This is a genomic window from Olivibacter sp. XZL3, from assembly GCF_004368405.1.
Lineage (GTDB): Bacteria > Bacteroidota > Bacteroidia > Sphingobacteriales > Sphingobacteriaceae > Olivibacter.
In genome coordinates, this window is record NZ_SBJH01000110.1 from 1 (window position 1) to 25,290 (window position 25,290).

25 protein-coding genes are annotated in these 25,290 nt (G+C 43.6%); 13 read left to right on the top strand and 12 right to left on the bottom strand.

The annotated features are described in order from the left end of the window. A partial coding sequence (locus EPX21_RS20390) for a hypothetical protein (protein ID WP_134091508.1) occupies nucleotides 1-286 on the bottom strand: 286 nt, incomplete at its 3' end. A 191-nt stretch (nucleotides 287-477) separates the two neighbouring features. On the opposite strand from EPX21_RS20390, the gene EPX21_RS20395 reads away from it, so the two are divergent. Beyond that, complete coding sequence (locus tag EPX21_RS20395) at nucleotides 478-2,373, top strand: IGHMBP2 family helicase (protein WP_134091509.1); 1,896 nt, start codon at nucleotides 478-480, stop codon at nucleotides 2,371-2,373. A 10-nt stretch (nucleotides 2,374-2,383) separates the two neighbouring features. On the opposite strand, the gene EPX21_RS20400 is transcribed toward EPX21_RS20395, so the two are convergent. Continuing rightward, nucleotides 2,384-2,989 carry a DNA-3-methyladenine glycosylase gene (locus EPX21_RS20400; RefSeq protein ID WP_370451037.1) on the bottom strand — a complete coding sequence of 202 codons (606 nt, stop codon included), beginning with the start codon at nucleotides 2,987-2,989 and terminating at the stop codon, nucleotides 2,384-2,386. A 113-nt stretch (nucleotides 2,990-3,102) separates the two neighbouring features. Here EPX21_RS20400 and EPX21_RS20405 point away from each other — a divergent pair, with 113 nt between their 5' ends. After that, nucleotides 3,103-3,390: a hypothetical protein gene (locus EPX21_RS20405; protein WP_134091510.1), complete on the top strand. Its 288-nt coding sequence runs from the start codon at nucleotides 3,103-3,105 to the stop codon at nucleotides 3,388-3,390. A 253-nt stretch (nucleotides 3,391-3,643) separates the two neighbouring features. Then, on the top strand, nucleotides 3,644-6,988 hold the full coding sequence (gene ccsB / locus EPX21_RS20410; RefSeq protein WP_134091511.1) for a c-type cytochrome biogenesis protein CcsB: 3,345 nt from the start codon (nucleotides 3,644-3,646) through the stop codon (nucleotides 6,986-6,988). Nucleotides 6,989-7,115: 127 nt separating this feature from the next. Here the strand turns inward: ccsB and EPX21_RS20415 are convergent, their stop codons facing one another. From EPX21_RS20415 to ppk2, 4 genes are all read right to left on the bottom strand, one after another. Then, nucleotides 7,116-8,159: an ABC transporter permease gene (locus EPX21_RS20415; protein WP_240768748.1), complete on the bottom strand. Its 1,044-nt coding sequence runs from the start codon at nucleotides 8,157-8,159 to the stop codon at nucleotides 7,116-7,118. Continuing rightward, entirely contained in the window at nucleotides 8,113-9,072 is a 960-nt protein-coding gene (locus EPX21_RS20420; protein ID WP_240768749.1) for an ABC transporter ATP-binding protein, read from the bottom strand. The genes EPX21_RS20415 and EPX21_RS20420 overlap by 47 nt, the downstream gene beginning before the upstream one ends. A 3-nt stretch (nucleotides 9,073-9,075) precedes the next feature. Next, on the bottom strand, nucleotides 9,076-10,236 hold the full coding sequence (locus tag EPX21_RS20425) for an NEW3 domain-containing protein (protein ID WP_134091514.1): 1,161 nt from the start codon (nucleotides 10,234-10,236) through the stop codon (nucleotides 9,076-9,078). 202 nt (nucleotides 10,237-10,438) lie between these two features. Further along, nucleotides 10,439-11,260 carry a polyphosphate kinase 2 gene (ppk2, locus tag EPX21_RS20430; protein ID WP_134091515.1) on the bottom strand — a complete coding sequence of 274 codons (822 nt, stop codon included), beginning with the start codon at nucleotides 11,258-11,260 and terminating at the stop codon, nucleotides 10,439-10,441. A gap of 158 nt (nucleotides 11,261-11,418) precedes the next feature. Here ppk2 and pxpB point away from each other — a divergent pair, with 158 nt between their 5' ends. From pxpB to EPX21_RS20475, 9 genes are all read left to right on the top strand, one after another. After that, complete coding sequence (gene pxpB / locus EPX21_RS20435; RefSeq protein WP_134091516.1) at nucleotides 11,419-12,189, top strand: 5-oxoprolinase subunit PxpB; 771 nt, start codon at nucleotides 11,419-11,421, stop codon at nucleotides 12,187-12,189. Next, nucleotides 12,171-13,193, top strand: coding sequence for a biotin-dependent carboxyltransferase family protein (locus EPX21_RS20440; protein WP_134091517.1), 1,023 nt, complete (start codon nucleotides 12,171-12,173; stop codon nucleotides 13,191-13,193). Before pxpB ends, EPX21_RS20440 begins: the two co-directional genes overlap by 19 nt. A gap of 12 nt (nucleotides 13,194-13,205) precedes the next feature. Beyond that, complete coding sequence (locus tag EPX21_RS20445) at nucleotides 13,206-14,381, top strand: NRAMP family divalent metal transporter (RefSeq protein ID WP_134091518.1); 1,176 nt, start codon at nucleotides 13,206-13,208, stop codon at nucleotides 14,379-14,381. Nucleotides 14,382-14,620: 239 nt separating this feature from the next. After that, nucleotides 14,621-15,109, top strand: coding sequence for a hypothetical protein (locus EPX21_RS20450; protein ID WP_134091519.1), 489 nt, complete (start codon nucleotides 14,621-14,623; stop codon nucleotides 15,107-15,109). 271 nt (nucleotides 15,110-15,380) lie between these two features. Next, nucleotides 15,381-15,875: a hypothetical protein gene (locus EPX21_RS20455; RefSeq protein WP_134091520.1), complete on the top strand. Its 495-nt coding sequence runs from the start codon at nucleotides 15,381-15,383 to the stop codon at nucleotides 15,873-15,875. Between the two features lie 18 nt (nucleotides 15,876-15,893). Beyond that, entirely contained in the window at nucleotides 15,894-16,403 is a 510-nt protein-coding gene (locus EPX21_RS20460; protein ID WP_134091521.1) for a DUF551 domain-containing protein, read from the top strand. A gap of 406 nt (nucleotides 16,404-16,809) precedes the next feature. Beyond that, nucleotides 16,810-17,226, top strand: coding sequence for a DUF2007 domain-containing protein (locus EPX21_RS20465; RefSeq protein ID WP_134091522.1), 417 nt, complete (start codon nucleotides 16,810-16,812; stop codon nucleotides 17,224-17,226). A 115-nt stretch (nucleotides 17,227-17,341) separates the two neighbouring features. Then, nucleotides 17,342-18,157: a universal stress protein gene (locus EPX21_RS20470; protein ID WP_134091523.1), complete on the top strand. Its 816-nt coding sequence runs from the start codon at nucleotides 17,342-17,344 to the stop codon at nucleotides 18,155-18,157. 11 nt (nucleotides 18,158-18,168) lie between these two features. After that, a complete protein-coding gene (locus EPX21_RS20475; protein WP_240768750.1) occupies nucleotides 18,169-18,957 on the top strand; it encodes an SDR family oxidoreductase in 789 nt (262 codons plus the stop codon). Nucleotides 18,958-19,041: 84 nt separating this feature from the next. Here the strand turns inward: EPX21_RS20475 and EPX21_RS20480 are convergent, their stop codons facing one another. The 5 genes from EPX21_RS20480 to EPX21_RS20500 all read right to left on the bottom strand — a co-directional run bounded on the left by EPX21_RS20480 (nucleotide 19,042) and on the right by EPX21_RS20500 (nucleotide 23,918). Further along, on the bottom strand, nucleotides 19,042-19,848 hold the full coding sequence (locus tag EPX21_RS20480; protein ID WP_134091524.1) for a family 16 glycosylhydrolase: 807 nt from the start codon (nucleotides 19,846-19,848) through the stop codon (nucleotides 19,042-19,044). A gap of 100 nt (nucleotides 19,849-19,948) precedes the next feature. Continuing rightward, on the bottom strand, nucleotides 19,949-21,481 hold the full coding sequence (locus tag EPX21_RS20485) for a SulP family inorganic anion transporter (protein WP_134091525.1): 1,533 nt from the start codon (nucleotides 21,479-21,481) through the stop codon (nucleotides 19,949-19,951). A 199-nt stretch (nucleotides 21,482-21,680) separates the two neighbouring features. Continuing rightward, nucleotides 21,681-22,064, bottom strand: coding sequence for a DUF3037 domain-containing protein (locus EPX21_RS20490; RefSeq protein ID WP_134091526.1), 384 nt, complete (start codon nucleotides 22,062-22,064; stop codon nucleotides 21,681-21,683). Then, complete coding sequence (locus EPX21_RS20495) at nucleotides 22,042-22,833, bottom strand: HipA family kinase (protein ID WP_134091527.1); 792 nt, start codon at nucleotides 22,831-22,833, stop codon at nucleotides 22,042-22,044. The genes EPX21_RS20490 and EPX21_RS20495 overlap by 23 nt, the downstream gene beginning before the upstream one ends. Beyond that, complete coding sequence (locus EPX21_RS20500; RefSeq protein ID WP_134091528.1) at nucleotides 22,830-23,918, bottom strand: glycoside hydrolase family 18 protein; 1,089 nt, start codon at nucleotides 23,916-23,918, stop codon at nucleotides 22,830-22,832. Before EPX21_RS20500 ends, EPX21_RS20495 begins: the two co-directional genes overlap by 4 nt. A gap of 252 nt (nucleotides 23,919-24,170) precedes the next feature. Between EPX21_RS20500 and EPX21_RS20505 the strand changes: the two genes are divergently transcribed. Beyond that, complete coding sequence (locus EPX21_RS20505; RefSeq protein ID WP_134091529.1) at nucleotides 24,171-24,482, top strand: GNAT family N-acetyltransferase; 312 nt, start codon at nucleotides 24,171-24,173, stop codon at nucleotides 24,480-24,482. Nucleotides 24,483-24,569: 87 nt separating this feature from the next. Here the strand turns inward: EPX21_RS20505 and EPX21_RS20510 are convergent, their stop codons facing one another. After that, a complete protein-coding gene (locus tag EPX21_RS20510) occupies nucleotides 24,570-25,289 on the bottom strand; it encodes an HAD family hydrolase (protein ID WP_134091530.1) in 720 nt (239 codons plus the stop codon). Nucleotide 25,290: the final 1 nt, after the last annotated feature.

Here is a 25,290-nt window from a genome sequence, read left to right on the forward strand (position 1 = left end):
TTCGGCCTCCGCTGCATCCTTCGGGCCGCCCCTCCGGTACATCGCTGTTTTTTTCACCCTCCCGGGCATCGCGCCCGTTCCCCCTCCGGGGCCTGTCTGCCTCCGATTGGGAGTGCAAAGGTAACAGCTTTTTTCTTTTCTCCAAAATATTTTTTAAAATATTTTTTCCTCCCTTTTCCGCTGTCCGCACCCCGCTGCCTTCCCTCTTTCTCTCACTCTCCGCAGCCCTCAAAAAACGACCCCATCTCCCGTCTGCGGAATGCCCGCCTCCCTGATGGGACGGCAAAGGTACGCATTATTACCGTACCTGCAAATATCCCGCAGCTGTTTTCCGCAGGACGGCTGCAACAGGCTAACAATCAGCCCGATTTTTTTTTGTACTCTGTATTTCCAAACGCCCACGCCCCGCAAATCGCTCCTACGGTTAACTCCTATCCGTTATTTTAACGCCTGTAGATTAAGTATTACCTTTGCGACATGAACTACTTTGAGAAGCTCTCCACACTACTAAGTATGGAACGCGAAGAAGATAAACAACTCTTTTATAATACGCTAGCCACGACAACCATCAACCAGAGAAGAATCGACGGAAACACTTGGTACCCAATAATCATTAAAACCGTTGAAATTGGTATGGGCGAATACCTCTCCATTGAAATAGAGCGTCCCAGCCATCATGAAATCATTCATCATTTCAGGTTCGGTATGCAAGTAGCTATATTTTCGAATATTGATCCACTCAACCACCGCATCTGGGGTCATGTATCCAGCCTACTCGAAAACACGATGAAAATTTCGCTTCGGATCGATGAACTTCCAGATTGGACACAGAAAGGCAAACTTGGTGTCGACCTTTTATTTGATGAGTACAGTTACGACCAAATGCAAAAGGCGCTTGACAACGCTTCTGATCAGCGAAATCTAAAACCACTTATTCAAGTTATTACGGGAGCGAAAAAACCGACATTTACCCCGCATGCCCCTCTTGTTTATTCACCAAGCCTAAACGACTCACAAAAGTCTGCAATTCAAAAAATAGTCTCCGCAGAAAATATTGCAATCGTCCACGGCCCTCCCGGAACCGGTAAGACTACCACACTTATAGAAGCCACTAAAGCACTACTGCAAGCAAACGCGCGCCAATTATTAATCGTAGCTCCAAGCAATACTGCTGTAGATTTACTTACCGAAAAGCTCATGGAAGCACAAGTCCGGGTCGTTCGAGTTGGAAATCCGTTACGGATTACTCCACGCTTACTGTACTCAACGTTAGATGCACAAGTTGCCCAACAGACACAAATGACCGACGCTAAGAAAATCAGAAAACGTGCCAATCAATTTCGAGAGACGGCACAAAAGTATAAGCGTAGCTTCGGAAAAGCAGAACGGGAACAGCGCAAGGCGCTCTTTTCAGAAGCCGTCAATCTCATGAAAGAAGCAAATAGGCTCGAACAGGCAGCTACTCAATCTGTCCTTAACAGCGCACGGGTGATTACCGCTACCCTTGTAGGTTCAAATCACTCCGCGCTCGATAAACGGACTTTCGGTACAGTGATTATAGACGAGGCCGGACAAGCGCTCGAACCTGCATGTTGGATTCCCATATTAAAAGGCGAAAAACTAATATTAACGGGAGATCATCAGCAATTACCTCCAACCGTTAAGTCAAAAAAAGCTGTTGAACAAGGTTTAACGGAAACGCTAATGGCAAAGTGTGTACACTTATATCCAGAATCCGTAATTACGTTAACAGAACAATACCGTATGCATGCATCCATCATGCACTTCCCTTCTCTTAAATTCTACAACGAGAACCTGACCGCACATCCTTCAGTTGCAACAGCACGATTGTTTCCCACCGACAAGCCACTACAATTTATTGATACTGCGGGATGTGGATTCTACGAACAGCATCAAGAAAGTAGTATTTCCAATCCAGAAGAAGCATCCTTCCTCTTTCAATACTTAGCCACTTTTTTAAATGATTTAGCCCTTCACTATTCGCCCAATGATTATCCCAGTATTGGAATTATTTCTCCATACGCTGCGCAGGTGAATCAACTCATTACACTATTTGAAACATCTCCCCTATTTCTCTACAAAGAAAAAATCGCGATAAACACCATTGACGGCTTTCAAGGGCAGGAGAGAGATATTGTATTGATTAGTATGACAAGGAGCAACCCTCGTCGCGAGATTGGCTTTTTGGCCGATATCCGCCGCATGAATGTAGCGATGACAAGGGCAAAGAAGAAATTGGTTATAATAGGCGACAGCCTAACACTCTCATCATCATTTTTTTATGCCGAATTTATAAGATATACAGAGGAAGAACAAGCGTATCATAGCGCTTGGGAATACATCAACCTCTAACCGCTGTACGTTATTTCCTACTTACAAAATCGTTGCCCTTGATATAATACCTCCAGGGCAGAAGGGCGTCTTCCTTTGCATAATCGACGCCTATACGCGTCGTAACAGCGATCTCCGACTGCACAAACGACACCCCTCGGTCTTCGATCCATATTTCGTTCCCCTTTAAATCTTTTCCATTAAACATGCTGGTAATACCCATGGCTTGTGCTAAAACACCCGGTCCAGCCGACACTCTTGCCTGTAAACGAGACAGATTCCGCCTTTTCAGCATAATATCCACACCCGCTATGGGCTCAATTCCTCTTATCAAAACAGCTTGGGGAACACCCATAGGTCCTGTTACCACGTTGAGCAGATAATGGATTCCATAACATAAGTATACATAGCATATACCACCTTCGGAATACATAACACGGTTTCTTTCGGTCATACGTCCACCATAAGCATGTGACGCCTTATCGCTAATACCGTTATAGGCTTCTGTCTCCACTATCATTCCTCCGGTAATTTCGCCTCCAATGCTTGTAAAAAGTGCTTTGCCCAATAATTGTGATGCAACATCCTGCACGTTTTCTTGTCGGTAAAAATCAATTGACAATCTAATTCCTTCCACCTCTGATAAATTCAACTCCAAATAAATAATAAAACTCGCTTCATTAAGCCACCGTCGGGATAAAATTATAGATTTGTAGGTTGTATTCAAATTTATCCAGTAAAACAGCGTATATGAGAAATTGCTTTCCTTTTCAACACCTTTTTAAAGATCGTTTCGCTGTGTTGCTTTTTACGACTTGGTGCTTGTTATCCGGCTGCGAAAAAGACAATTACACACCAGATAGCTATTGGCCTCAGGTTGGACATCGAATTGATATGGTGGAGCAGTTTTGGGGGCCGCCCGAGGATAGAGAGACGTATTATGATGGAGAGACGTTTATTGTTACGTATTACTATTATCAGGAAGGCGTATTCATCGAGTTTTATTTGGAACGTATAGATTTTATTGGCAACCTTTAAAAGGGCTATATAAAACCTAGCTGGAATTCAGAAAGGTCATCAATTAATGGGCTTTCGCATGCCGACAAGAACCAAACAGCTACTCTATTTTTACAAAAAAATTATATTGTCCTTACTTTTCTCCCTCATAAAAGCGAGATATTTGCCGCGGTTATTTGTCAACCAACTTTTTTAGAATTTACAAGTAGCGAATAAAAACACTCTACAGACTGTTTTATTTCAATATCTGCTGCTCACCTATAAATATTCATCGATGAAAACTATCGGAAAGATACTTTTTTCCACCCGCACCACGGGTTTTATGCTATTATTATATGCGCTGTCTATGGCTGTCGCAACCTTCGTTGAAAATGACTACGGCACTCCTGTGGCAAAAGCGCTGATTTATAATAGTTGGTGGTTCGAGCTGATTATGATTATACTCGTACTAAATTTTATAGGCAATATAAGACGATATCAGCTCTTACAGCGCAAAAAATGGCCGCTATTGGTTTTTCACCTCGCTTTCGTTTTAATTTTCATAGGAGGTGCCATCACCCGATACATTAGTTTTGAGGGCTCGATGCACATTCGTGAAGGAGAATCCAATAATGAGATCATTTCAGATGCTTCGTTTTTTAAGGTACAGATTACCAATGGTGAAGATGCCTTGGCGTACAATGATGTCCCTGTAATATTAACATCCCAGCAAGTTCCGTTTTATTTGAAGCCATTCAGAAAAGAATATACCGCTGAATATGATTTCATGGGGAGACGACTGAAAATGCGGGTGCTCGATTACATTCCGAGAACGCAGGACTCTTTGGTCGCATCTCCCAACGGGAAAGCTATTTTACACTTAGTGACCCTGATCGAGGGCAAAAGGGAGAATAAATACATTCCATCCGGCACCGTCCAACTCATACAGAATATGTTGGTGAGCTACAACAAGGAAACGGCGGGTGCCATTAATATAGAAGACGAAGCCGGCGAGTTAACCATCCATTCCCCTATGGCCGGAAATTACATGGTGATGGCTTCTCAGGAAAAAGGTGAAATCGAGGCGACACAGAAGCAAACGTTTCATCTTCGTAGTCTGTATACTGTAGCCGGACTTACATTTGTCGCCCCACAAGCACCCAGCCGGGGTGAAGTGGTGCATTTCGAAGGCGATAAGCGCACACATGAGAATGATGCCGACCTCGTCACGATGGAACTGTCGACCGATAACGCAGTCGACACAGTATCCTTTTTCGGCGGCAGAGGTATTACCAGCTTCCAACACCAATCGGAAATTGGCGGTCTAACCGTGTCCATCGGATATGGTTCAAAAATCTATTATACCCCATTTGAACTTAAACTTCGTAAATTTAAAATGGAAAAGTATCCGGGCAGTAACAGTCCTGCTTCCTACTCTTCGGATCTGGCAATCGTAGAAGAACAATCGGAAAAACCTTATACCATTTATATGAACCATGTTTTGGACCATGCGGGATATCGTTTCTTTCAGTCGAGTTTTGATCCGGACGAAAAAGGCACGGTGTTATCCGTTAATCATGACTATTGGGGTACCACTATAACCTACATAGGCTATACTTTTCTTTTCTTAGGCATGTTTGTCACCCTCTTTTGGAAGGGAACCCGCTTCTCTAAGCTTAATGAACAACTCAAAGCACTTTCCAAGCAAAAAGCGCTCCTTTTGCTAATTTCGCTTTTGCCGCTGGGGACCACCGCTTACGCTCAAGGGATTGACATGCACGGGCCTTCGGAGGGTAATCAGCTTATGCAAAGTAATGAACATGGCCCCCACGATGGCCATGAGCACGAGCATGAGCATAACCATGAGCATATCGACGATTCTAGTTCCCATGCAGCGGAAATACCCCATCTTTCCATGCCCTCTTCCTCAGCTATAAAGGATCCGGAGCAGTTTGCCAAATCCATAAAGATTAGTAAAGAACATGCAGCGAATTTTGGAAGTTTATTGGTTCAAAATTTCGATGGCAGGATCGAACCGGTTAACACGTTGGCCTTAGAAATCCTAAGAAAACTTTATCATAAGGATACATTTTACAGTTTAGACGCGAATCAATTCCTTTTATCCGTTTCTACGCAACCCTTCGATTGGGCTCAAATCCCGTTAATCAAAGTAAATGCTAAGGGCGGCCCCGAATTGCTAAACCGGGTAAAGGTCGATGCGAAAGGATATACTTCGCTTATTAATTTGATTACACTTACCGATGATAAAGCCATTTTTATTCTGGAAGACGACTACCAGAAAGCCTTCGCAAAAAAACCGGCTGACCAGAACAGTTATGACAAGGAACTTATCGAGTTAAACGATAAACTGCAAGTAATGCAATACCTTATCAGTGGTCAATATCTTCGCGTTTTGCCCATACCAAACGACCCGAACAACACTTGGGTGGCATGGGGCAGCGAGCACGCAAACCACAACACGGATATAAAGAACCCTTTTGCAACCTATTTAAAAGAAGTTATATACGCGCAAAGCACGCAAAGCTGGCAGCAGGCAGATCAACAGTTGGCAAGTCTGAAATCGTTACAGAAAGAAATAAGCAAGAAAATCATACCCTCTGAAGCCAAAATCGCTTGGGAGATTCGTTATAATTCATGGAATGTCTTCTTTAAGCTAATGATTACCTACGCTTTGTTGGGAACAGTAATTTTAGCACTAGCCTTCATCAAACTTTTTTCAGATTCGAAATGGGTGAGCCGACTTATATCGGTGTTACTTGTCATTGTAACGGCTGCCGCCTGTTTGCAGGCGCTCGGTCTTGGCGTAAGGTGGTATATCTCAGGGCACGAACCATGGAGCAACGGCTATGAAGCGGTGATGTTCATTAGCTGGATAGGTATTCTATCCGGTCTTATCTTATATCGCAACAGCAATGCTTTTATCCCAGCAGCAGGTTGCCTAATTGCCGTGATCCTAATGGGGTTTGCGCATGGTGGTTCTCAAATGAACCCCCAAATCACACCTTTGGTACCGGTGCTCAAGTCTTATTGGCTCATGATCCATGTGGCTATTATCACTTCAAGCTATGGCTTTTTCGGTTTGAGCGCCCTCATCGGTTTGGTAACACTCATCCTGCATATCATTAAGAATAAAACAATCGAAAAAAAGGTTAATTCTTCGCTAAACGAGCTGACAATTGTAAATGAGATGTCGCTCACAGTCGGCTTATTTTTGTTAACCGTAGGAACCTTTTTGGGCGGTATATGGGCAAACGAAAGTTGGGGCCGCTACTGGAGCTGGGACCCGAAAGAAACTTGGGCCTTTATCTCCATTATTATTTACGCGTTCGTTTTGCATACGCGTTTAATACCGGGGTTGAACGGCAAATTCTTGTTCAATTTATTGTCTCTTCTTAGCTTTTCCAGCGTCATCATGACCTATTTCGGCGTGAATTATTACCTTTCCGGCCTCCATTCCTATGCAAAAGGAGATCCGGTTCCAATTCCGTCGTGGGTATATATCACGGTGATCTCTATATTTGTGGTCGCGCTTATTTCCTATATTCGATACAAACAGTTTGCTAAAAAAAAGAACGGGAATAAAGCCGCTAAAAATACGATGGCATTAGAGCACGCATAAAATAGACCTGCGCCTAAAAGCTCTTAGCAAATAGAATCATTGAGAATAGATTGCGACATCAATATAGCCAGCTTATGGTATCCTTTGGCTGTAGCTAACAAAGAACTAAGCGCCTCATCAGTCAAGATCATCTGGACCTTATTTCTGTCCTCATGAAACAATAATAGGAAACCGCAAAGCACAGTATGGTAGCTGCCGTGAGGCCTGTAAGCTGTGGCCATACAATCATTAGACTCTCTTTAAACGGTAAAGGAGCTGGTATTGCACCGTAAACCTGTTCCATGGTGAGCGGACCTAAGCTGCGAACGGACGGCATCAATAACGTCGTTGTAGCATCGCTGTACAACTGACTAGGCACGATGCGAAGCAAATTGCTGATGATTTTTTGGTAAGTTAAAACCTGATACGCATCGGCGGACGCCGTAGGTAATAGTGCCTTAGCCACAACATTGATAATAATTTGATAAAAGACCGTGAAAAATAGCCAAACAGCGATTGCGGTTAACGCAGATGTAGCCGCTTGCTTAAATCGCAAAGAAAAGAATATAGATAGATTTAGCCAAAAGGCAACATACACGATGCTGAAAAATAAAAAAGACATAATTCTCAGCAACTCCTCTAGCGTTGGCGGTATACCGACAATTATGATTCCGAAACCCGTTACCATCATCCCCAAAGCAAGAAAAAGCACACTTATTACAATCAGTGCCCCCATAAATTTTGCGTTAATAAGGTAATCACGATGAATAGGCTGAGCCATGACTCGACTAAGCGTACCACCGTTTTGCTCGGAATTAATTGCGTCAAACCCCAAACTGATGCCTAAAAGTGGGCCCAAAAAGCCAACGAATACATGAAATGGTGGCAATGAACCGTCTGAGTGCGTAAACAACCTTAAAAATAAAAAAGCGTCATCTGGATTACCTGGTTTCACCGCCGCTTTACTTATGCTGCTTAGGGACGTATATAAGGAACTAACGCAAGTTAAAAGAATCAAGAAAAGTAAAATGATAAAACGCCAACTCTTGATGTGATCGGCAATTTCTTTTGCCACCAGTATCCAAAAAGGATGAGAAGAGCTTGTACGATCTTTGTCCATCGAAACAAAAACAGAATCAGGTAACTTAAACATGCTTGTGTTCTCCTTCAAAATAACGCTGATAAATTTCATCAAGTCCGTATTCCCGCGGTGATAAATAGGTTAAATCTAAGTTAGCGTCGACAATAGCGCGCGCTATCGCCGCAGTTTTTTCTATAGCACAACTGATTAGTAATCGTCCCTGCTCGTATTTAACGTGACTAACCCCCTGCATATCCTCCAAAGTGGAGGACAGCTTTTGTATAATCCCGGCGTCCGCCGGAGTTATAGCCGCTTCCACTGTGAAAGCCTCATTACTAAAAAGTTGTTCTGACAACTCGGATATAGTACCGTTGGCTATCAATTTACCGCTGACAAAAATTCCTACGCGATCGCAGACCTGTTGCACCTGATGCAGGTGATGGGATGAAAGCAAAACAGTCAGTCCCTCTTCCCTACTCAATTGAACAATTAAATCTAGAAATGCTTTGACACCGCTCGGATCAATGCCGAGCGTAGGCTCGTCTAAAATAATCACCGCGGGCTTCTTAATCAAAACATCTGCCAAGCCGAGCCTTTGGCGCATGCCTCTCGAATAGGCACCTACTTTTTTATTTGCTACCCCCGATAGTCCAACGCGACTTAATAGCTCCAAGGCCCGCCGCCTTGCCTCCGTCTCGCGAACGCTATTGAGTCGGGCAATAAAGACCAAATTATCAAGTCCGCTTTGATTGTCGTAGAACCCCACATTATCGGGCAGGTAACCTACCCGCCTTTTGACTTCAATTGGATTAAGGGTCGAATCAATATTGCATACCCGAATAAGGCCTTCAGTTGGTTCCGTTAAGCCCAACATCATTAATATGGTGGTAGACTTGCCCGCACCATTGGGGCCTAATAAGCCATATATTTCGCCTTTACGGATATTCAGGTCTAACTTGTCGACCGCCTTTAGCGAGCCGTAACACTTTGTAACGCCCCGAAGTTCGATAACGTCTTCCACCACAGTTTACCTCCTTCCATACTTGCGAATCAAGTAATATACACTTCCAAGAGCGCCTATAATGATAAGAATACCTACCCAGCCCCATAATAAGGAAGTTTCGACAGAAACACGGAATGACGCTTTCGACGAAATTTCCGGCGTTTTTGCTTCCAAGTCTGTCACATAATCGCCAGCGATCGCCTTTTTGTCGGCTTTAATGGTGGCAAAGACATCCAATGTGGCCCCCGGCCTAAGTAGTGGGATCTTAGCTGGTTCGAAAACCACGTCCCAATTGGTTGGTGCTGAGAATTTCATCTCAATGTTTTGTAAATCTGCGGAACCGGTATTTTTCAACGCCAACTGTATCCTTTTATCGTCCCCTGCGGTAACTTTCGTGCTCAATAGACCGGATGGCGTGGACAATTCCATTTTGTATGAACCCTTGATTACGACCTCAAACTCCAAATTGGCCGACGTATTCGCGGTACGCGCCAATACCGGTATTTTGTAAGCGCCTGCCTTCATCTCGTCTGGCGGGTCTATCTCTACAGTAACATTTTGGGTCTGCCCTGCCACCATATCTACAGACGAAATCTGCTTGCCGTTAACTTTAAAAGCCACATTCCATCCAGGAGGCGCCTGCGCTGTTAAGGCGTAAACCTGATTCTCTGCTGTCTGATTTCGCAAGGTTGAGTTGAAAGTAAACAGCGAATTGGCGGCCCCTTCCATATTTCGTTGATCAGACGAAAAACCGGTTTTATACGTTCCTTGTTCTGAAACCAGCACGGTTAATGGCAAAGAACTATAGCCGCGCGCCTGTACTTGGAAACGAAAAGCCCCTTTGTCAACTTTAGCGGGTACATTCACTTTCAGCGTTAGATTCTTTTTTTCTTTCGGGAGAACCGACAGCTGGACGATATCCCAATTGCCGGATTTAAGATCATAAGTCCAGTCCTTTGGTAGATCAACAACAGTAATATCGCTTGTTTTTATTGCGTTGCTGTTATTGATCAAATCAATGGAGTACTCAATCGATTCACCTGGCGGAACGGAAACCTTCGTATACGGTGTATACAACGAGAGACTTTGAGCTAGACAAGCTTCATAAAAGCTAAAGGGCAACAAGCCCAACACAAAAGATAAACTAATTAAAAACGGATAGAATCGTTTTGCACGCGCTAACATAAAAAACATTTTATAATTTTTAACACTAACAGTACAAAGTGGTTAGGCCTTCAAATCGTTGATACTAAGTGTTGGTCAACTGATCAGCCAAGCTTAGTAAATGACTGAGATTCGAAATGCGGGAGCAAATTTATTAAAAAGATGTATTTTTCATAAAAAGAAACAAAAAAATTCTGATCGCAAGCAGGGCGTGTGAAGAAGATCAACGATGAACCTTTATGATCTTATTGTTGATTTTCGAGATATGCGCTGAAGAGAAATTTTCGACATTCGAAAGCACGTATCTCATGATTTCCAGTCTAGCTTCTTTCTTATCGTCTGTAACTATTTCAATCCATGGAGATTTCTCCGTGCTGCTTTTTTTCAGCATTTGTCGAATATAATAGGTATAATCATCCCATTTCTCCTGTGCCTTTTCATCTAGATCGCCAACTTTCCACTGTTTCGATGGATCTTCCCGTCTATCTGTCAACCGATCCCGCTGCTCTTCTTTAGAAATGCTTAGAAAAAATTTCATCATAATGATTCCCTCATCTATGAGCAAATGTTCCAAAGGGTTGACTTGCTCCATAAACAAGGTATATTGTTGATCGGAACAAAAGCCAAAGACCGGTTCTACTGTCGCCCGATTGTACCAGCTACGATCAAAAAACACGATCTCTCCCCTATTTGGCAGCTGCTTTATATATCGCTGAAAATACCATTGACCAAGTTCCTCATCCGTCGGCTTAGGGAGCGCGACTATCCTCGTCTTTTTGGGATTCAATTTAGCAATCATCCTACTAATGGCCCCTCCTTTACCAGCGGCGTCACGCCCTTCAAAAATCAGCAGCAAACGCTTTTTATTTTCAACGATGTGCTGTTGCAGTCGAAGCAGTTCAAGCTGTAAAGCTGAAAGCTCCTTTTCATAAGCGAGTTGCTTACGAAACTTCTTTTCTTTGATGATGTCTTTGGCTACGAGAAAATCTAGTATCTCTTCGCTTTTATCAATTTTCTCTAAGTCACTCAGGTCAAATTCTGCCATATGTATCGGTGCTACGGTCAATAATCGTTCTCTTAACAATTCGGGCGGCAATAAGTTTCAGCTATTTTCTACCAGCTTAGGTCTTAATTTACATTTTTCTTCTTTATAAAATTTTTGGTTTAGTACCTTCGTTAAGGCCAGCACTAAATTAAACATATATGATTCCGTTTGGTACCTCGACTCAGCCGTTTTCATCCTCTTTTAGCATTCATTTCTTATCAGAAAATGCAATAACGATCGAATTTGGTCAGAAAATAGACGAAGCCACCTTTGACAAGGTGCATCAATTTAATAAACTGCTAAATGCCCGACCCTTCGAAGGTCTGCTCTGCACGGTGCCGGCATATGTTTCTTTAACTGTTTTCTACGACGCAACAATCGTTATAAACGCCAAAAACGGCCTTATCGGTATTAGCGGTTTTGAGCGGGTTTCAGGCTACCTGGTTCAGCTCCATACACAAATGACAGCAATTGAAAAGAATACCAGAAAAACGATCCGATTACCGGTATGTTACGAAGGTAAGCTGGCCCCCGATCTAAACTATGTAGCCTCTTATCACAATATCTCACCGGCTGAAGTGATCCGCTTGCATAGCAGCGTTCCCTACAAAGTCTATATGATCGGCTTCGTTCCAGGTTTTGCCTATTTAGGGGGTATGAACTCGTTATTGGAAACTCCACGAAAAGCCGTCCCACGTAAAAAGGTTCCGGCCGGTTCTGTAGGCATCGCCGGAGCACAAACCGGAATCTATCCCTTCCCTATTCCCGGAGGTTGGCAGATCATAGGATGCAGTCCCCTACGGCTGTTCGACATTGAACGACCGTCCCCCGCCTTATTGAGCGCCGGCGATGAAATCATGTTCGAAGTAATTGACCTCGAAGAGTTCGAAGCAATCAAAAATAGCAATTCATGGAAATCACTGTCATAAAACCCGGCATACTAAGCACCGTACAAGACCTCGGCAGACACTTTTACCGCCATCAAGCAATTCCGGCCGCTGGCGCGATGGACCCACTTTCCATGCGAATCGCCAACCTCAGCCTCGGCAATAGCCCGACGGAGGCCGTCATTGAAATCACTTACGCCGATGTATCGATATTCGCTGAAACGGACTTATTAATCGCTTATTCCGGAGAAAGCTGCCTCCTTTATGCCGGTAAGCAGGCATTGCCCGCTAACCGCCCACTCTTTATTCCGGCAGGACAATACTTAGACTTTAGCCACCTGGAGTCAGGCTCGCGAACTTACTTGGCCATTCTCGGTGGATGGGACGTACGACCCGTTTTAGGAAGCAAAAGCACCTATTTAGAAGCGCAATTTGGAGGTCTGTCAGGCCGTTGCTTAAAAAAGGGCGATAAGCTGCGTAGCTCAGAAAACTTGACCCAAAGCAATAAGCGTATCCTGGCATCCTTAAAAGGCCTATATATCAACTTTCCGTCCTGGAGCGTCCATAAGGAACGCTTTACGGCATTAGCGAAGAAAACCATCAGGGTCGTTCCAGGGAAAGAGTTTACCTGGTTCCGTGCGGATTCGCTGCTTAGTTTTTTATCGTCGTCGTACACATTGAGCCGCGATTGCAATCGTATGGGCTATCGTTTTAACGGGCAAGGATTGTCACGCTCTGTACAAACCGAGCTGCTGTCCACAGCCGTTGCGCCTGGCACTATACAGGTCACCAACGATGGTTCCTTGATGCTATTAATGGCCGATAGCCAAACTACCGGTGGTTACCCTCGTATTGCGCAGGTGGCTCAAATCGACATTCCGCTATGCGCCCAATTAAAGCCCGGCGATGTGATTCATTTTTCGGCCATTAGCCGCATTGAGGCTGAAAAACTTTACCTTAACCAAGAAAAAGAGCTAAAAAGGCTTGCCGTTGCAATAAATATACTATGTTCGACCACCTCAATCCCTGGAAAGGGATCTCAATAAAGGCTTCGTAAAATGAAGAAAACTAAATGGCAAGCGCTCTTAGGTGCCGCATTTCTCATGGCCACTTCAGCCATCGGCCCAGGCTTTCTAACGCAAACCGCTGTTTTTACAGCACAACTGGGCGCCAGCTTTGGCTTTATCATCTTAACCTCTATTGTTCTGGACATTATTGTCCAACTCAATATTTGGCGCGTTATCGTCGTAGCAGGGCTGCCAGCACAACAAATCGCCAACAAACTGGTGGGCGGATTAGGCTATTTTATCGCATCTTTAGTCTTTCTTGGTGGGTTAGCATTCAATATAGGGAATATCGGCGGTGCTGGTCTCGGGCTAACAGCCTTGCTGAACATCGATACAAAATATGGAGCGGCGCTGAGTGCGGTCGTAGCACTTGCCATATTCGCATATAAAGAAGCTACAAAAGCGATGGATCTATTCACAAAAATTCTCGGGCTGCTTATGATTGTCCTGATGCTCTATGTAGCGCTTACAAGTAATCCGCCTTTAAGGGAAGTTGCTGTAAACGCTATTATCCCTGCAAAATTTGATTTTAATGCTTTACTGACCATCGTAGGCGGAACCGTGGGCGGCTACATCACCTTCGCTGGCGCACACCGGCTACTAGATGCAAATATCTCCGGTACTGATGAACTTAAGGCGGTAAACAAAGGGGCGGCTAGTGCCATAGGCATCGCATCGCTCATGCGCACCTTGCTATTTTTGGCCGCTATCGGCGTGGTTAGCAAAGGATTAATGCTAGACCAAAGTAATCCCCCCGCATCTGTATTTAAGTTGGCTGGTGGCGAATTCGGATACAGACTCTTTGGACTGGTCATGTGGTCGGCAGCCATCACGTCGGTCATTGGTTCGGCCTATACGTCTATTTCCTTCATAAAGAGCTTCCACCCTAAAATCGATCGATTTCATAACCTTTTCGTCATCATCTTCATATTAACCTCCGGCGCGATTTTCCTGGCGGTCGGGCAACCGGTAAAGACACTGATTATTGCTGGTGCACTGAACGGCCTTATACTGCCTATTTCACTTAGCCTAATGCTTATTGCCGCATATAAAACGCGTATCGTAGGCGAGTATAAACAGCCGACCTGGCTTACGGCCGCAGGCGTGGTCGTAATTATATTCATGTCGTGGATCGGTTATAAGACCATTTGGCTGCTACTGAACTAGTTTTCCAAGGTACAAAGATGCGAACCCCGACCGGTAACGCGGAGGAATTAGTGAAAAAAGCTTTTTCCACAGGCACAGTCTTTCGCGTTTTACACTTTTTAAGCTACAAGATAAAGAAACCTTGAGATTACAATCTTTAATTATCGAGATTTGGTACGTCAAAATCAAAAGCTCTATAACGAGCTTGCTTTGGCTGAAAATCGATTCGAAAAAGAGAAATAAGTTTAACAATTAAAAACATGAAATATAAGGAAATAGCCGATATATTATACGGCCAAGACCTTAACCAAATATATCACATCATAAACCAATCTTTGGAAGCCCCGGAGTTTGAACAAAGAATAAATTCAATGGTCATCCATACCGGCTTCGTTTTTATCACCAAGCAAGATAAGCGGATTATCCTGCTATACGACCTCAGCACGGAGACAGTTATCCGACAACTGAGTGATGACCATCTGCCCCAGTTGAATGGCCTGTTGGTAGTAAAAATAAATGCAAAGAACTTTAACATTGCAATTCCGCTGTTTTTCTCGCATATCAAAGCGAACAATGAGGTCTATCGGTATCATCATGTTGAAATTAACAATAACCTGGAATCCAACCAAATACTTATTTCTGAAAAAGGCGAAACGACGACCATCAATTCTGTAAGCGTATTGGAAGCAGCCGATTTAAGCGCGCTTACAGAATACCCACTAAGAAAGACTCTTACACCCTTCCCTTAGATCTACCAAGAGGCAATCTTACTCGCGTATCCGTAAATAAAAAATCGGCAAAATAAGTTTGCTATTAACAACTTTGCGTATCTTTATCCCGATGATTACACTTTTTCATGTTTAAAGAAACGTTCAGGTTACACAGAGCAAAAGCGCTTCAAAAACCGCCATATAACAAACGATTGTAGCAACTCCTCATTTAATTTGCTCGTTTTGCAGTCAACAACCGGCATATACGCATAAATCGTTAACCTATAACACTATTAAATATGCAATTGATATGCATACAGTGATATCGTTCAAAACAATATTTATTTTAATCCTGACTTCGACCGCGTTTGGCTCTTGCCAGAAAAAAGACAATACCATCCGACAAAAGATTGTTGGATCATGGCAGAGCACCAACACCATCACCGAGCTATATGAAGACGGAGACATGAAGGAGTCTTACATGCATACTGCTGACGACAATAATGTCAGCATAATGGAATTCTATGCCGACGGACGCTTTACCTCTAAAGGCAGGTATGCTACAACAGAGGCCGACTCAATCACTGTTGTAAGACTTGAAGATCAACAAGGCCGTTATCAGATTACCGACAGTAAACTGATTACTAAAATAGACAACATAGATGCCGAAGCCGAAATGACGATAGAATTCAAAGGAAAAAACGTTTTGACGATTTTTTCCGGTCCCTTGCCACTGCCTGATTTAGATGAATTAAACGACAACAAATATTTCACCTCAACCGTTACCTATGTAAGGGTAAACTAGATTTTTTTAGTTAACATCGTGGACAAGACAATCGACTATATCGCCATAAATAAAACGGACGGAACCTATCTTCAACGTACCGACCACCATGACCTGCCCTGCCTATACCAGGGTAACTTAAAATTGACTGACGGAGACACCGTTGGATCCGAACAGGTTTTCAAAGTGTTGCAAGCAGAAGTAAATGAAGAATGGGTGGATATCGATGATTTTAACCCGTTTCTTTCCCGGTCTTTGCCCTACCGGACTCGGTACATTTTTCGTGACAAAAAAGAAACGCCGCTCCGGAGCGAAATAGGTCCATGGATAGCGTTAAATGAACGTATTCCGAAAGAAATGCAAGAATGTTTATTCACCAAACTGGACAACCCTGCAGACGAGCGCATACCTCGCACGGGCCAGCCGCCCATCATTCATGGCGTACATATTAAGGACGGTCTTTTTCGCCCGTTTCGGGCCAAAGCGACTCACCTTTTTAGGCCGACTCACTGGATGCCTGCTCCGGATGTCCCAACAATGACTACTTAGATGGCAAACTTTCGACAGAAATTACGATCTTAGCATAACACTTATTGCTAATTCGCTATGAAAACCCATTCATCCATCGTTCAAGAAGGACCGATCAATATCCGCTGTTCCCCATCCTACTCACAGCAAGTCGCTCGATTGCGTAAAGAACTATATACGGCGTACCGAAAAGAACACGCACATAAATACTGGTTCATCAGATTGTGGCATTATGTTGGGATGCGCTTTGCCCTCTATAAAGCAATAAATGCGATATCTTCTAATCGAAAACTGTATTTTACTTAACAGGTATATCCATACTACGCTAATGTCATATCGTAATAAAACACTGAACATAGCTACGCCTCCTATTTGCCGCTGATGCCTGTTCAGTTTTTTAATCAAGCTAAGTTTCCTATCTTTATGGATGGACTTTTTAATCTTGAAAGCTTTTGACAATCCCATAGAAGCCCACTTGCTCAAGACAAAGCTTGAAAGTGAGGGAATCCCTTGCTTTCTTAAAGACGAACACATCGTTTCCCTTAATCCTTTATATAATTACGCCGTCGGAGGAATTAAACTGATGATCCGGTCAGCCGATTTAGAAGCGGCGCAAGCGATCATCCAAGAAGTCGACAGAGCTCCCTCCCTTGATGAAAATGATCAACAAATTACTTGCCCCCAATGTGGGTCGCCCGACCTATACGATCACTACAAGTCCATGAAGGGTACAAAAGGATTGTTATCGGCTATCGTCTCATTCTTGATGACTACCTTTCCTATCTATTACAAAAGCGTTTATAAGTGTAAAAACTGTGGCAATGAATTTAAAATAGACAGGTAATGCAAACCAACAGTTAAGACAGAAAGCTGCGGAATGTTATTCCGAAGTAATATTCCGGAATAAAAGTGCTGTAAACCGTTCTAACGTGTAAATTTAACGTATAAATATGTTAAATATGAGAACAATTATTGTCGCGACAGATTTTTCTGATATCGCTGAAAATGCCGTTGAATATGCCGCCGCCGGTGCAAGTATTATTAAGGCGAAAATTATTCTTTTCAATTCCTTTAAGTTACCATTACACGCATCCAACACGATTCTTTCTGTAGAAAACGTGCAGCATTTAGTTGACAAAAGCATAGCTGCCTTAAAGAAAAGGGCCTCTGAACTACAACAAAAATACGCTATAGAAGTGCACACAGAATCGAGCTTACTGAATGTAGAGGACGAGATTGAACGGCTTATAACACATCATGATGCAGAAATGGTTGTTATGGGCATGGCGCAACGTTCGTTAGAACAGGATTTACTAGGCAATACCACAACCAACGTCATTCAAAAACTCAAGTTCCCTGTTCTAGCTGTACCATTGGGCGTTAGTTTCAACGGAATAAAAAGAATTTTATATGCTTGCGATGTGGTACGAGGTATCCAAAAACAGATTTTAGATCGAATTAAGGATACCGCGGGCCTTTGGAATGCCGAGGTGGAGGTTTTTAATGTCCAGGAAAAGATCGCCGACTTGCAGGATGCAGAAATGCACCCGTCTCACCTTTTAGAAGGACAGATGGAAAACATCCAGTACTTTTATAAAAACGTTGAATCAAACGCTATCATTAAAGAGATAAAAAGTGAAATTGAAAGCTATCGACCCGATTTACTGGTTATGGTTCCCAATCGGTATGGTTTTTGGGCTTCCATTGTGCATAGAAGTAAAACGAGGATGATGGCCGCGGGCTTGGACATCCCATTGTTGTCTATACCTCTTTAGTTACGTAGTTTATGATGAATATTTCACTGAAAGATAAAAACGCATTAGTTTGCGGCAGCAGTGACGGCATCGGGTTAGCTGCAGCGCAAGTTTTGTCGGGTTTAGGGGCCAATTGCATTCTTTTTGCCCGCAACGAAGAGAAATTGAAGACAGCTGTGGCCAGTCTTCATAAGGTACCCGGTCAGGAACATCGGTATGCCTTGGCGGATTTTAATAAACTGGCTGAAGTTGAACTTGCCATTGATCAATTGGTAGCAGATTCAGATATACACATTCTAATAAACAACAGCGGCGGGCCTTCTCCGGGCCCGCTCTTAAAGGCCTCCTCCAAAAATTTTCTCGAAGCTTTCCATAGACATCTTTTATGCAACCAGCTTCTCGCTCAAGCAGTGCTGCCAAGCATGAAGAAAATTGGCTACGGCCGAATTATCAACATCATATCAACCTCGGTAAAAACGCCTCTCCCCGATTTGGGTGTTTCAAATACGATCCGGGCGGCGGTGGCGTCTTGGGCCAAAACACTCGCTAATGAATTAGGCCCATTTAACATCACGGTAAATAATGTTTTGCCCGGCGCAACAAAAACCAACAGGTTATTAGATTTGATAAAGGACAGCGCCCAAGTGCAGGAGAAAACGAGCTTACAGATTGAAGAGGAAATGCTTAAAAGCATCCCGATGAAAAGATTTGGCACAGCCGAGGAAGTAGCCAATGTGATTGCCTTTCTTGCCACGCCGGCAGCATCTTATATAAGCGGCACCAATATTCCTGTGGATGGTGGCAGAACGCCGTCTTTGTAACGCTGAGGGCTATACTGAACGCAGTTATTTTTTTATTAGCGCTTCTCCCGGGCTTCCTGATGTAACCGGGGAGAAGTGCTCCGTTTAGTCATGTACGTAATACCGCACGTAATCAACTTTCATAGTGGCTGGAAAAATAGCTTCATCTACCCCCATTTTTCCACCCCAGTTTCCACCGACAGCAATATTTAACAACAAACGAAAAGGCTGATCAAAAGGCCATTCGTCATGCCCCTTTTTGCTATTGTCAAATCGGTAATAGCATAGGTTATCTACAAAAAACTGAACACCTTGCTCATCCCACTCGATGGCGTAGGTATGAAACTCGGTATAGGGATCTTTGATAAAAATTCCTTTCGTCTTTTGCGTACCGATAACATGATTAAATCTTTTGGTATGTACGCTTCCGTAAACCGTATCCGGAGTGAAGCCTACATGTTCCATAATATCTATCTCGCCACTACTCGGCCAACCGCCATACCATGATTCTGTTGGCAGCATCCATATGGCCGGCCATAGACCTCGGCCCACTGGCAAAACAGCTCGAATTTCCAGTTTCCCATACTTTATCCCCACCTGTTTCTTTGTGAGCATACGGGCCGAAGTGTAATTTTTCCCTTCCAAATCTTCTTTTCTTGCGGTGAGTAAAAGGCAGCCATTTTCCACTTTAACATTCGATGTATCCGCCTGCGTATAATATTGAAGTTCATTATTACCCCATCCATGTCCCCCTACGTCGTACGTCCAGAAATTGCTGTCGGGCAAGCCTATCCCATTAAACTCGTCCTGCCACTGGAGCTTCCATGCCAACTGGGCCTGCGCTTCTAAAGAAGCACTACAATAGAGTACTACTAGAACCCAGGTACCGATAAATTCGTTAAGGTATTTCATGTCTTTAGGTTTATTAACTGGTCCACAATGAATAGCGAATATACGAATTCGTCATTAACATTTTTCCACCCACTTGTGCTGACATGCAATGCGTACAACATCAGAGTTTATCAGAAGGGACCCGGTAGGTCGGATCTTCCCAGATGTTCACGGCGATCACATCTTGGGCGTTGTTCAAAAGCGCTCTGCAATCTTCGCTTAAATGCTTCAACTGAAGCCTTTTTCCGGCTTGCTTATATTTTTCGGTTAATTTATCTAAAGCAGTAATGCCCGACATGTCGGCAATACGGCTTTCTTTGAAGTCGATTACCACTTCCTCCGGATCATTATGTATGTCAAACTTCTCCATAAAAGCCATTGCAGAGCCAAAAAACAACGGTCCGTACAGCTCATAATGTTTTACGCCGTGGTCGTCCAGGTACTTTCTCGCCCGGATTCGCTTGGCGCTTTCCCAAGCAAAAACCAAAGCAGAAATCACAACGCCAATCAAAACGGCTAAAGCCAGATTATGCAAAAGCACGGTAATGACGGCCACTAACACGCCTACGAATATATCCGACTTAGGCATCTTGTTTACAATACGCAAGCTCACCCATTCAAAAGTTCCAATGGCAACCATCATCATAACCCCCACTAAGGCCGCCATAGGAACCCGCTCTATAAGCGGCGCTCCAAATAAAACAACCAACAGGATGGTCAAAGACGCGATGATGCCGGCGAGTCGCGTACGCGAGCCTGCCGACAGATTTACAAAGGTTTGTGCAATCATGGCGCAACCGCCCATTCCGGAAAAGAAGCCGTTTAACATATTCGCCGCTCCTTGCGCAACGCTTTCTTTATTGGCCTTCCCTCTATTACCAACGATTTCATCAACCACATTGAGGGTCAATAAGGTCTCTATCAAACCTACACCGGCCATTACCAACGAATAGGGAAAAATCACCTTCAATGTTTCCATATTGAACGGTACGGCGGGAATATGAAAAGGCGGAAAGCCACCACTGATTGAAGCGATGTCTTTTACCGTTTTCGTGTCAATATGAAACCCCAACACCAATAAAAATACAACCACAATAGCCACCAGCGAGGCCGGAACGGCCTTCGTTACTTTGGGAAAAAGCCAAACAATTGCAATGGTAAGCAGCACCAAAGCGAGCATAATATACAAGCTCGCTCCGCTGAGCCAAACGTCTACAGGTCCGTCGCTGACTTTAAATTGCTCCACCTGTGCCATAAAAATGATAACGGCCAAACCGTTTACAAACCCATACATAACAGGTTGCGGCACCAGTCGAATAAACTTACCAAGCTTAAATACGCCTACAAGGATTTGCAGCAGACCTGCTAAGCTCACCGCAGCAAAAACATAGTCGATTCCATGTAACTGCATTAAGGCGATTAGCACCACGACGGTAGCTCCGGCCCCACCCGAAACCATACCGGGCCGTCCACCGAACACAGCGGTCACTAAGCCCATTATAAAAGCTGCGTACAGACCGGTTAAAGGAGAAAAACCGGCCAGGATAGCAAAGGACAACGACTCTGGAATCATGGTCATAGCAACCGTTAAACCAGCTAAAATCTCGTTTTTATAGTCGACCTTCTGATTAAAATTAAATAAACTCAGAAACATAAGAAAAATTATAAAGGAAGAACAAAAATAAAAGGGAAACATAAGGCGAGAATAGAAACTTTCTGCCTATTGCAACACACAAATTAACCATGAAAAACTCTTGGTGAAAATCAAGGTGGTGTAAGCGGACTGCTGGTAACAAGTCGAATCATGGCACGCAAAAATAGATCTTTTTCTGTTCTTTTCAAAAAAGGGCCTGTTATAAAACCAGTTGCTCAAATAGTTGATCCAATTTTTCTTCCGGATTGGCGCATAAACCCAAATGCACTTTTGAGGTCTGCAAGATGGTACTGCGTGCCGCTGTTAACCACCTAAACCGCTCGGCTGGCTCTAACGTACCAATTATACCGGCAGTTTTACCTCCTAAGCAAACCCGATTAAATGCTTCCAAATAGCACTTTAGGTCCTCAACATCCACTTCCCTATCCAGCATATGCCATTTTGCATCGTTCACATGAAAGCGCATCTGTAAAAATTTGTGTTTTGCACAATACAGTACTACACCGATATTTAGAAACTCCTCCCGTTCAACGCGCGGCACTAAACGTATCACTGCGTATTCAAACACGTGCCGCTCTTGCATCGTTAGCTCCATTTATAAAAATTGCTGAGTTTTCTATCCGTGAATGTAAGAAGTAAGCGTAGGCCGAGCGATGTTCGTCTGCCGACTGAAAGGTAGGTTCGTTTTCCAACCAGTCTTCTGGAATGAGCGATACCACTTGTTGAATAAATTCTGCATTCAGCACTTCCTTTGCAAAGGCGTCTACACTTTTCAGTTCCGTTGCCTGTTTCAATAACACATGATCTTTAATTTGTACAAATGGCTTAAGAGCCTGCTCCTTCCAATTGTGCCAACTATGGTGAAAATACAAAGAAGCGCCCTGATCAATCAACCAGAGCTCCTTATGCCACATTAACATGTTGGTATTTTTAGCCGTCCGATCGACGTTCATAAGTAACGCATCTAACCACACGATCTTCGAGGCCAGCTGGGCATCCACCGTATAGGCAATGGGATCATAGGTGATGGCACCCGACAGATAATGTACTGCCAAATTGAGTCCCACACTAAATTTCAGCAGATCTTGAATTTCTTCGTCCGGCTCCAATCGCCCAAAGTCAGGTTCCAGATGGGCAAATACCAGTTCGGGTACTTTTAGCTGTAGTGCCCTGGCAATTTCGCTGCCGATCAATTCCGCAATCAGCGCTCGTGTACCTTGCCCCGCCCCTCGAAATTTAAGGACGTATAGAAAGTCGTCATCTGCCTCAATAATAGCGGGCATGGATCCACCCTCGCGTAAAGGCGTTACGTATCTTACTACGTTGACATTCCTTAAGTGTATTTCTTTCATTGTTTTACGACCTCATCAATACCTTTAAGCAGTCCATCTCGATGGGTATCCAATGTAAGTTCCCAAAACATGATACCACCCAGTTTGTTATCCAGCGCATACTTCGTTTTAGCCTTCACCGAACGCAGATCGTCGCCCGTAGCAAAAAGTTTCTCTTCTTTGTTGTACCAATAAGGCGCTTTCGCTTTCTTGTCCCAAAAATATGCCCATCCATTCGCTGAAGTCAAGTTCTCAGCATAGGATTTAAAGTCGTATCCGCTTCTATGTTTACCGGCTTGGTATAATCCATTACTGAGGCTGGAAACATTTTCCCAAACCCGCGTATAAAAAGCAGCCCCGATCACCAACTTATTGGCTGGAATGCCCTTTCCCAATAAAAACTTCACCGCTCTGTCGGTTGATTCTTCCTCGTCTCGCGTGCTGAACAGCGGGGTATGGTGTCCGGTCACCGTAGCATATCCGTTTACCAGATCATAACTCATGATATTTACACGGTCGACCAGCGGCATGATTTTCTCCCATTCTACGGATTCGTCTAAATACTTTTGAAAGCCCCCTGCAGCAAAGCTTAACTCATTTTCAGAACCGAGCGTCTGCCTTAACACTTGAATTAAGGCGGTAAAGTTCTCCTTATCTTGAACTTGAAATAAATGCCCGGGATGCCCTTCTATAGTAGGGTATTCCCAATCCAAATCAATTCCGTCCGTTTTGAAATAATCATTTACTTCCTTTACCGAACGAGCAAATTTATTTCGGCCGTCCGCCGTTGAAAACGCTTCCGAGCATGGAGCACAACCTCCCCATCCACCTAATGAAAGCATAATCTTCAATTTTGGATGGGTCTTTTTTAAAGAAACGAGGTATTTAATGGTTGTAGAATCTTGTGCGTTATCCACATGTAATTCACCATCCTTGAGGTGACAAAAGCTAAAAATGATATGGGTCAATTTATCGACCTCAAAACGATCTATCTTTTGATCATCTCCCGTGTAATAAGCAATAACCGAGAATTCGTTTTGCCCTCGAGCCGATAGATGGCCAAACAATAGTAAAACAGCAAATACGCTAAGTAATTTATGGTACATATGGATTAAGTTTAAACAATTAAGTAACAAACTTAGCCAAAATGCACAGTATTCGCGAACAGAATCGGAACAAATATTTACTGGAAAAGGCGAAAAACAATTGTAAAAGCAAAAACCAAAATTGTAGATTTGTTAAAGAACTTGGAAGGTGGAGTATCGAGTGATATAGCCCAGATATGGACGATAAAAAATGATCTAAAAAAAAAAAGCGTTTATCTTATCAAATCAGCCCATTACATAATACACAAACGAATGAAAGCAGAATTCAGCACCCTCGAACTAACCAAAAATACGGCAAACAGCCGTTTCGAGCTTTTGGTAGAAGATCAACAACCTTTTATCGAATACAAGGAACGTAATAAAAAGGTCTATTTGATACACACAGAAGTACCCAAGGAGCTTGAAGGAAAAGGTGTGGGCGCTGCGCTCATTGAAAAAACACTCACCTATTTGGACCAAAACGGCTATAAATTGGTTGCCCTCTGCCCCGCCGTCGTCGCTTTCATCAGAAGACACCCGGAATGGAAGCGGCTACTCGATTTGGAGCAGACAGATATAGTATAATCAACTTTTCGTTCTTTTCTTTTTATCGCGGGTTCAACCGCTAGCGCCGCCTAATGCAAAGGCAACAGAAAGAAAGGCTTAAAAATGTTATAGCGAAAAGGCATTGCTCATCTTTTGCAGCGCTTTAGGAAGCGCTCCGAAATCGTCGATCTGTATATCCGCAGACCCGTTTCCCGCTAATACCAAATCTTCTTCAATACCGTCCACGTTAAGCCAAATCGTTTTGCAACCGACTTCTTTAGCAGGAATAATATCCTTCTTGAACGAATCGCCAATTACTACACATGCAGCAGCATCCAGCCCGATCCGATCCACTCCGAGCTGATAAATCGCAGGATTCGGTTTGCGCACGCCTACCACAGCAGATTCCACAATATCGTTAAAATAACCAATCAACCCCAAATCGGTCAGCACCGACTGAATATTACCATAAAAATTCGAAACCAACACCATCGGATAACGATCGGCCAGTACATCAAGGCTTTTTTTCGCATTCTCAACAGTAGAGAGAACAAGCTTCATGCAATGACCGACAATCGCTGCTATTTTCGATTCAAAATCCGCATCCAGTTTTAGATACAAAAATTGCTGCTGAATTTTCAAATGCAATACTTCGCTAAAAATATGGTGCGGTTTGATAATCGGATTAATGGCCAAAGACTTTTCGCCAAACGTGTAGGCCTCCAAAAACTGTTCGTAAGTCAGCATGATGCCTACCGCTTGATAAGCCTCCCAAATAACATTCGCCCAATGCCTACCATTTGTGTCGATAGTACCGCCGTAATCGAATAACAAGCCTTTAATCATA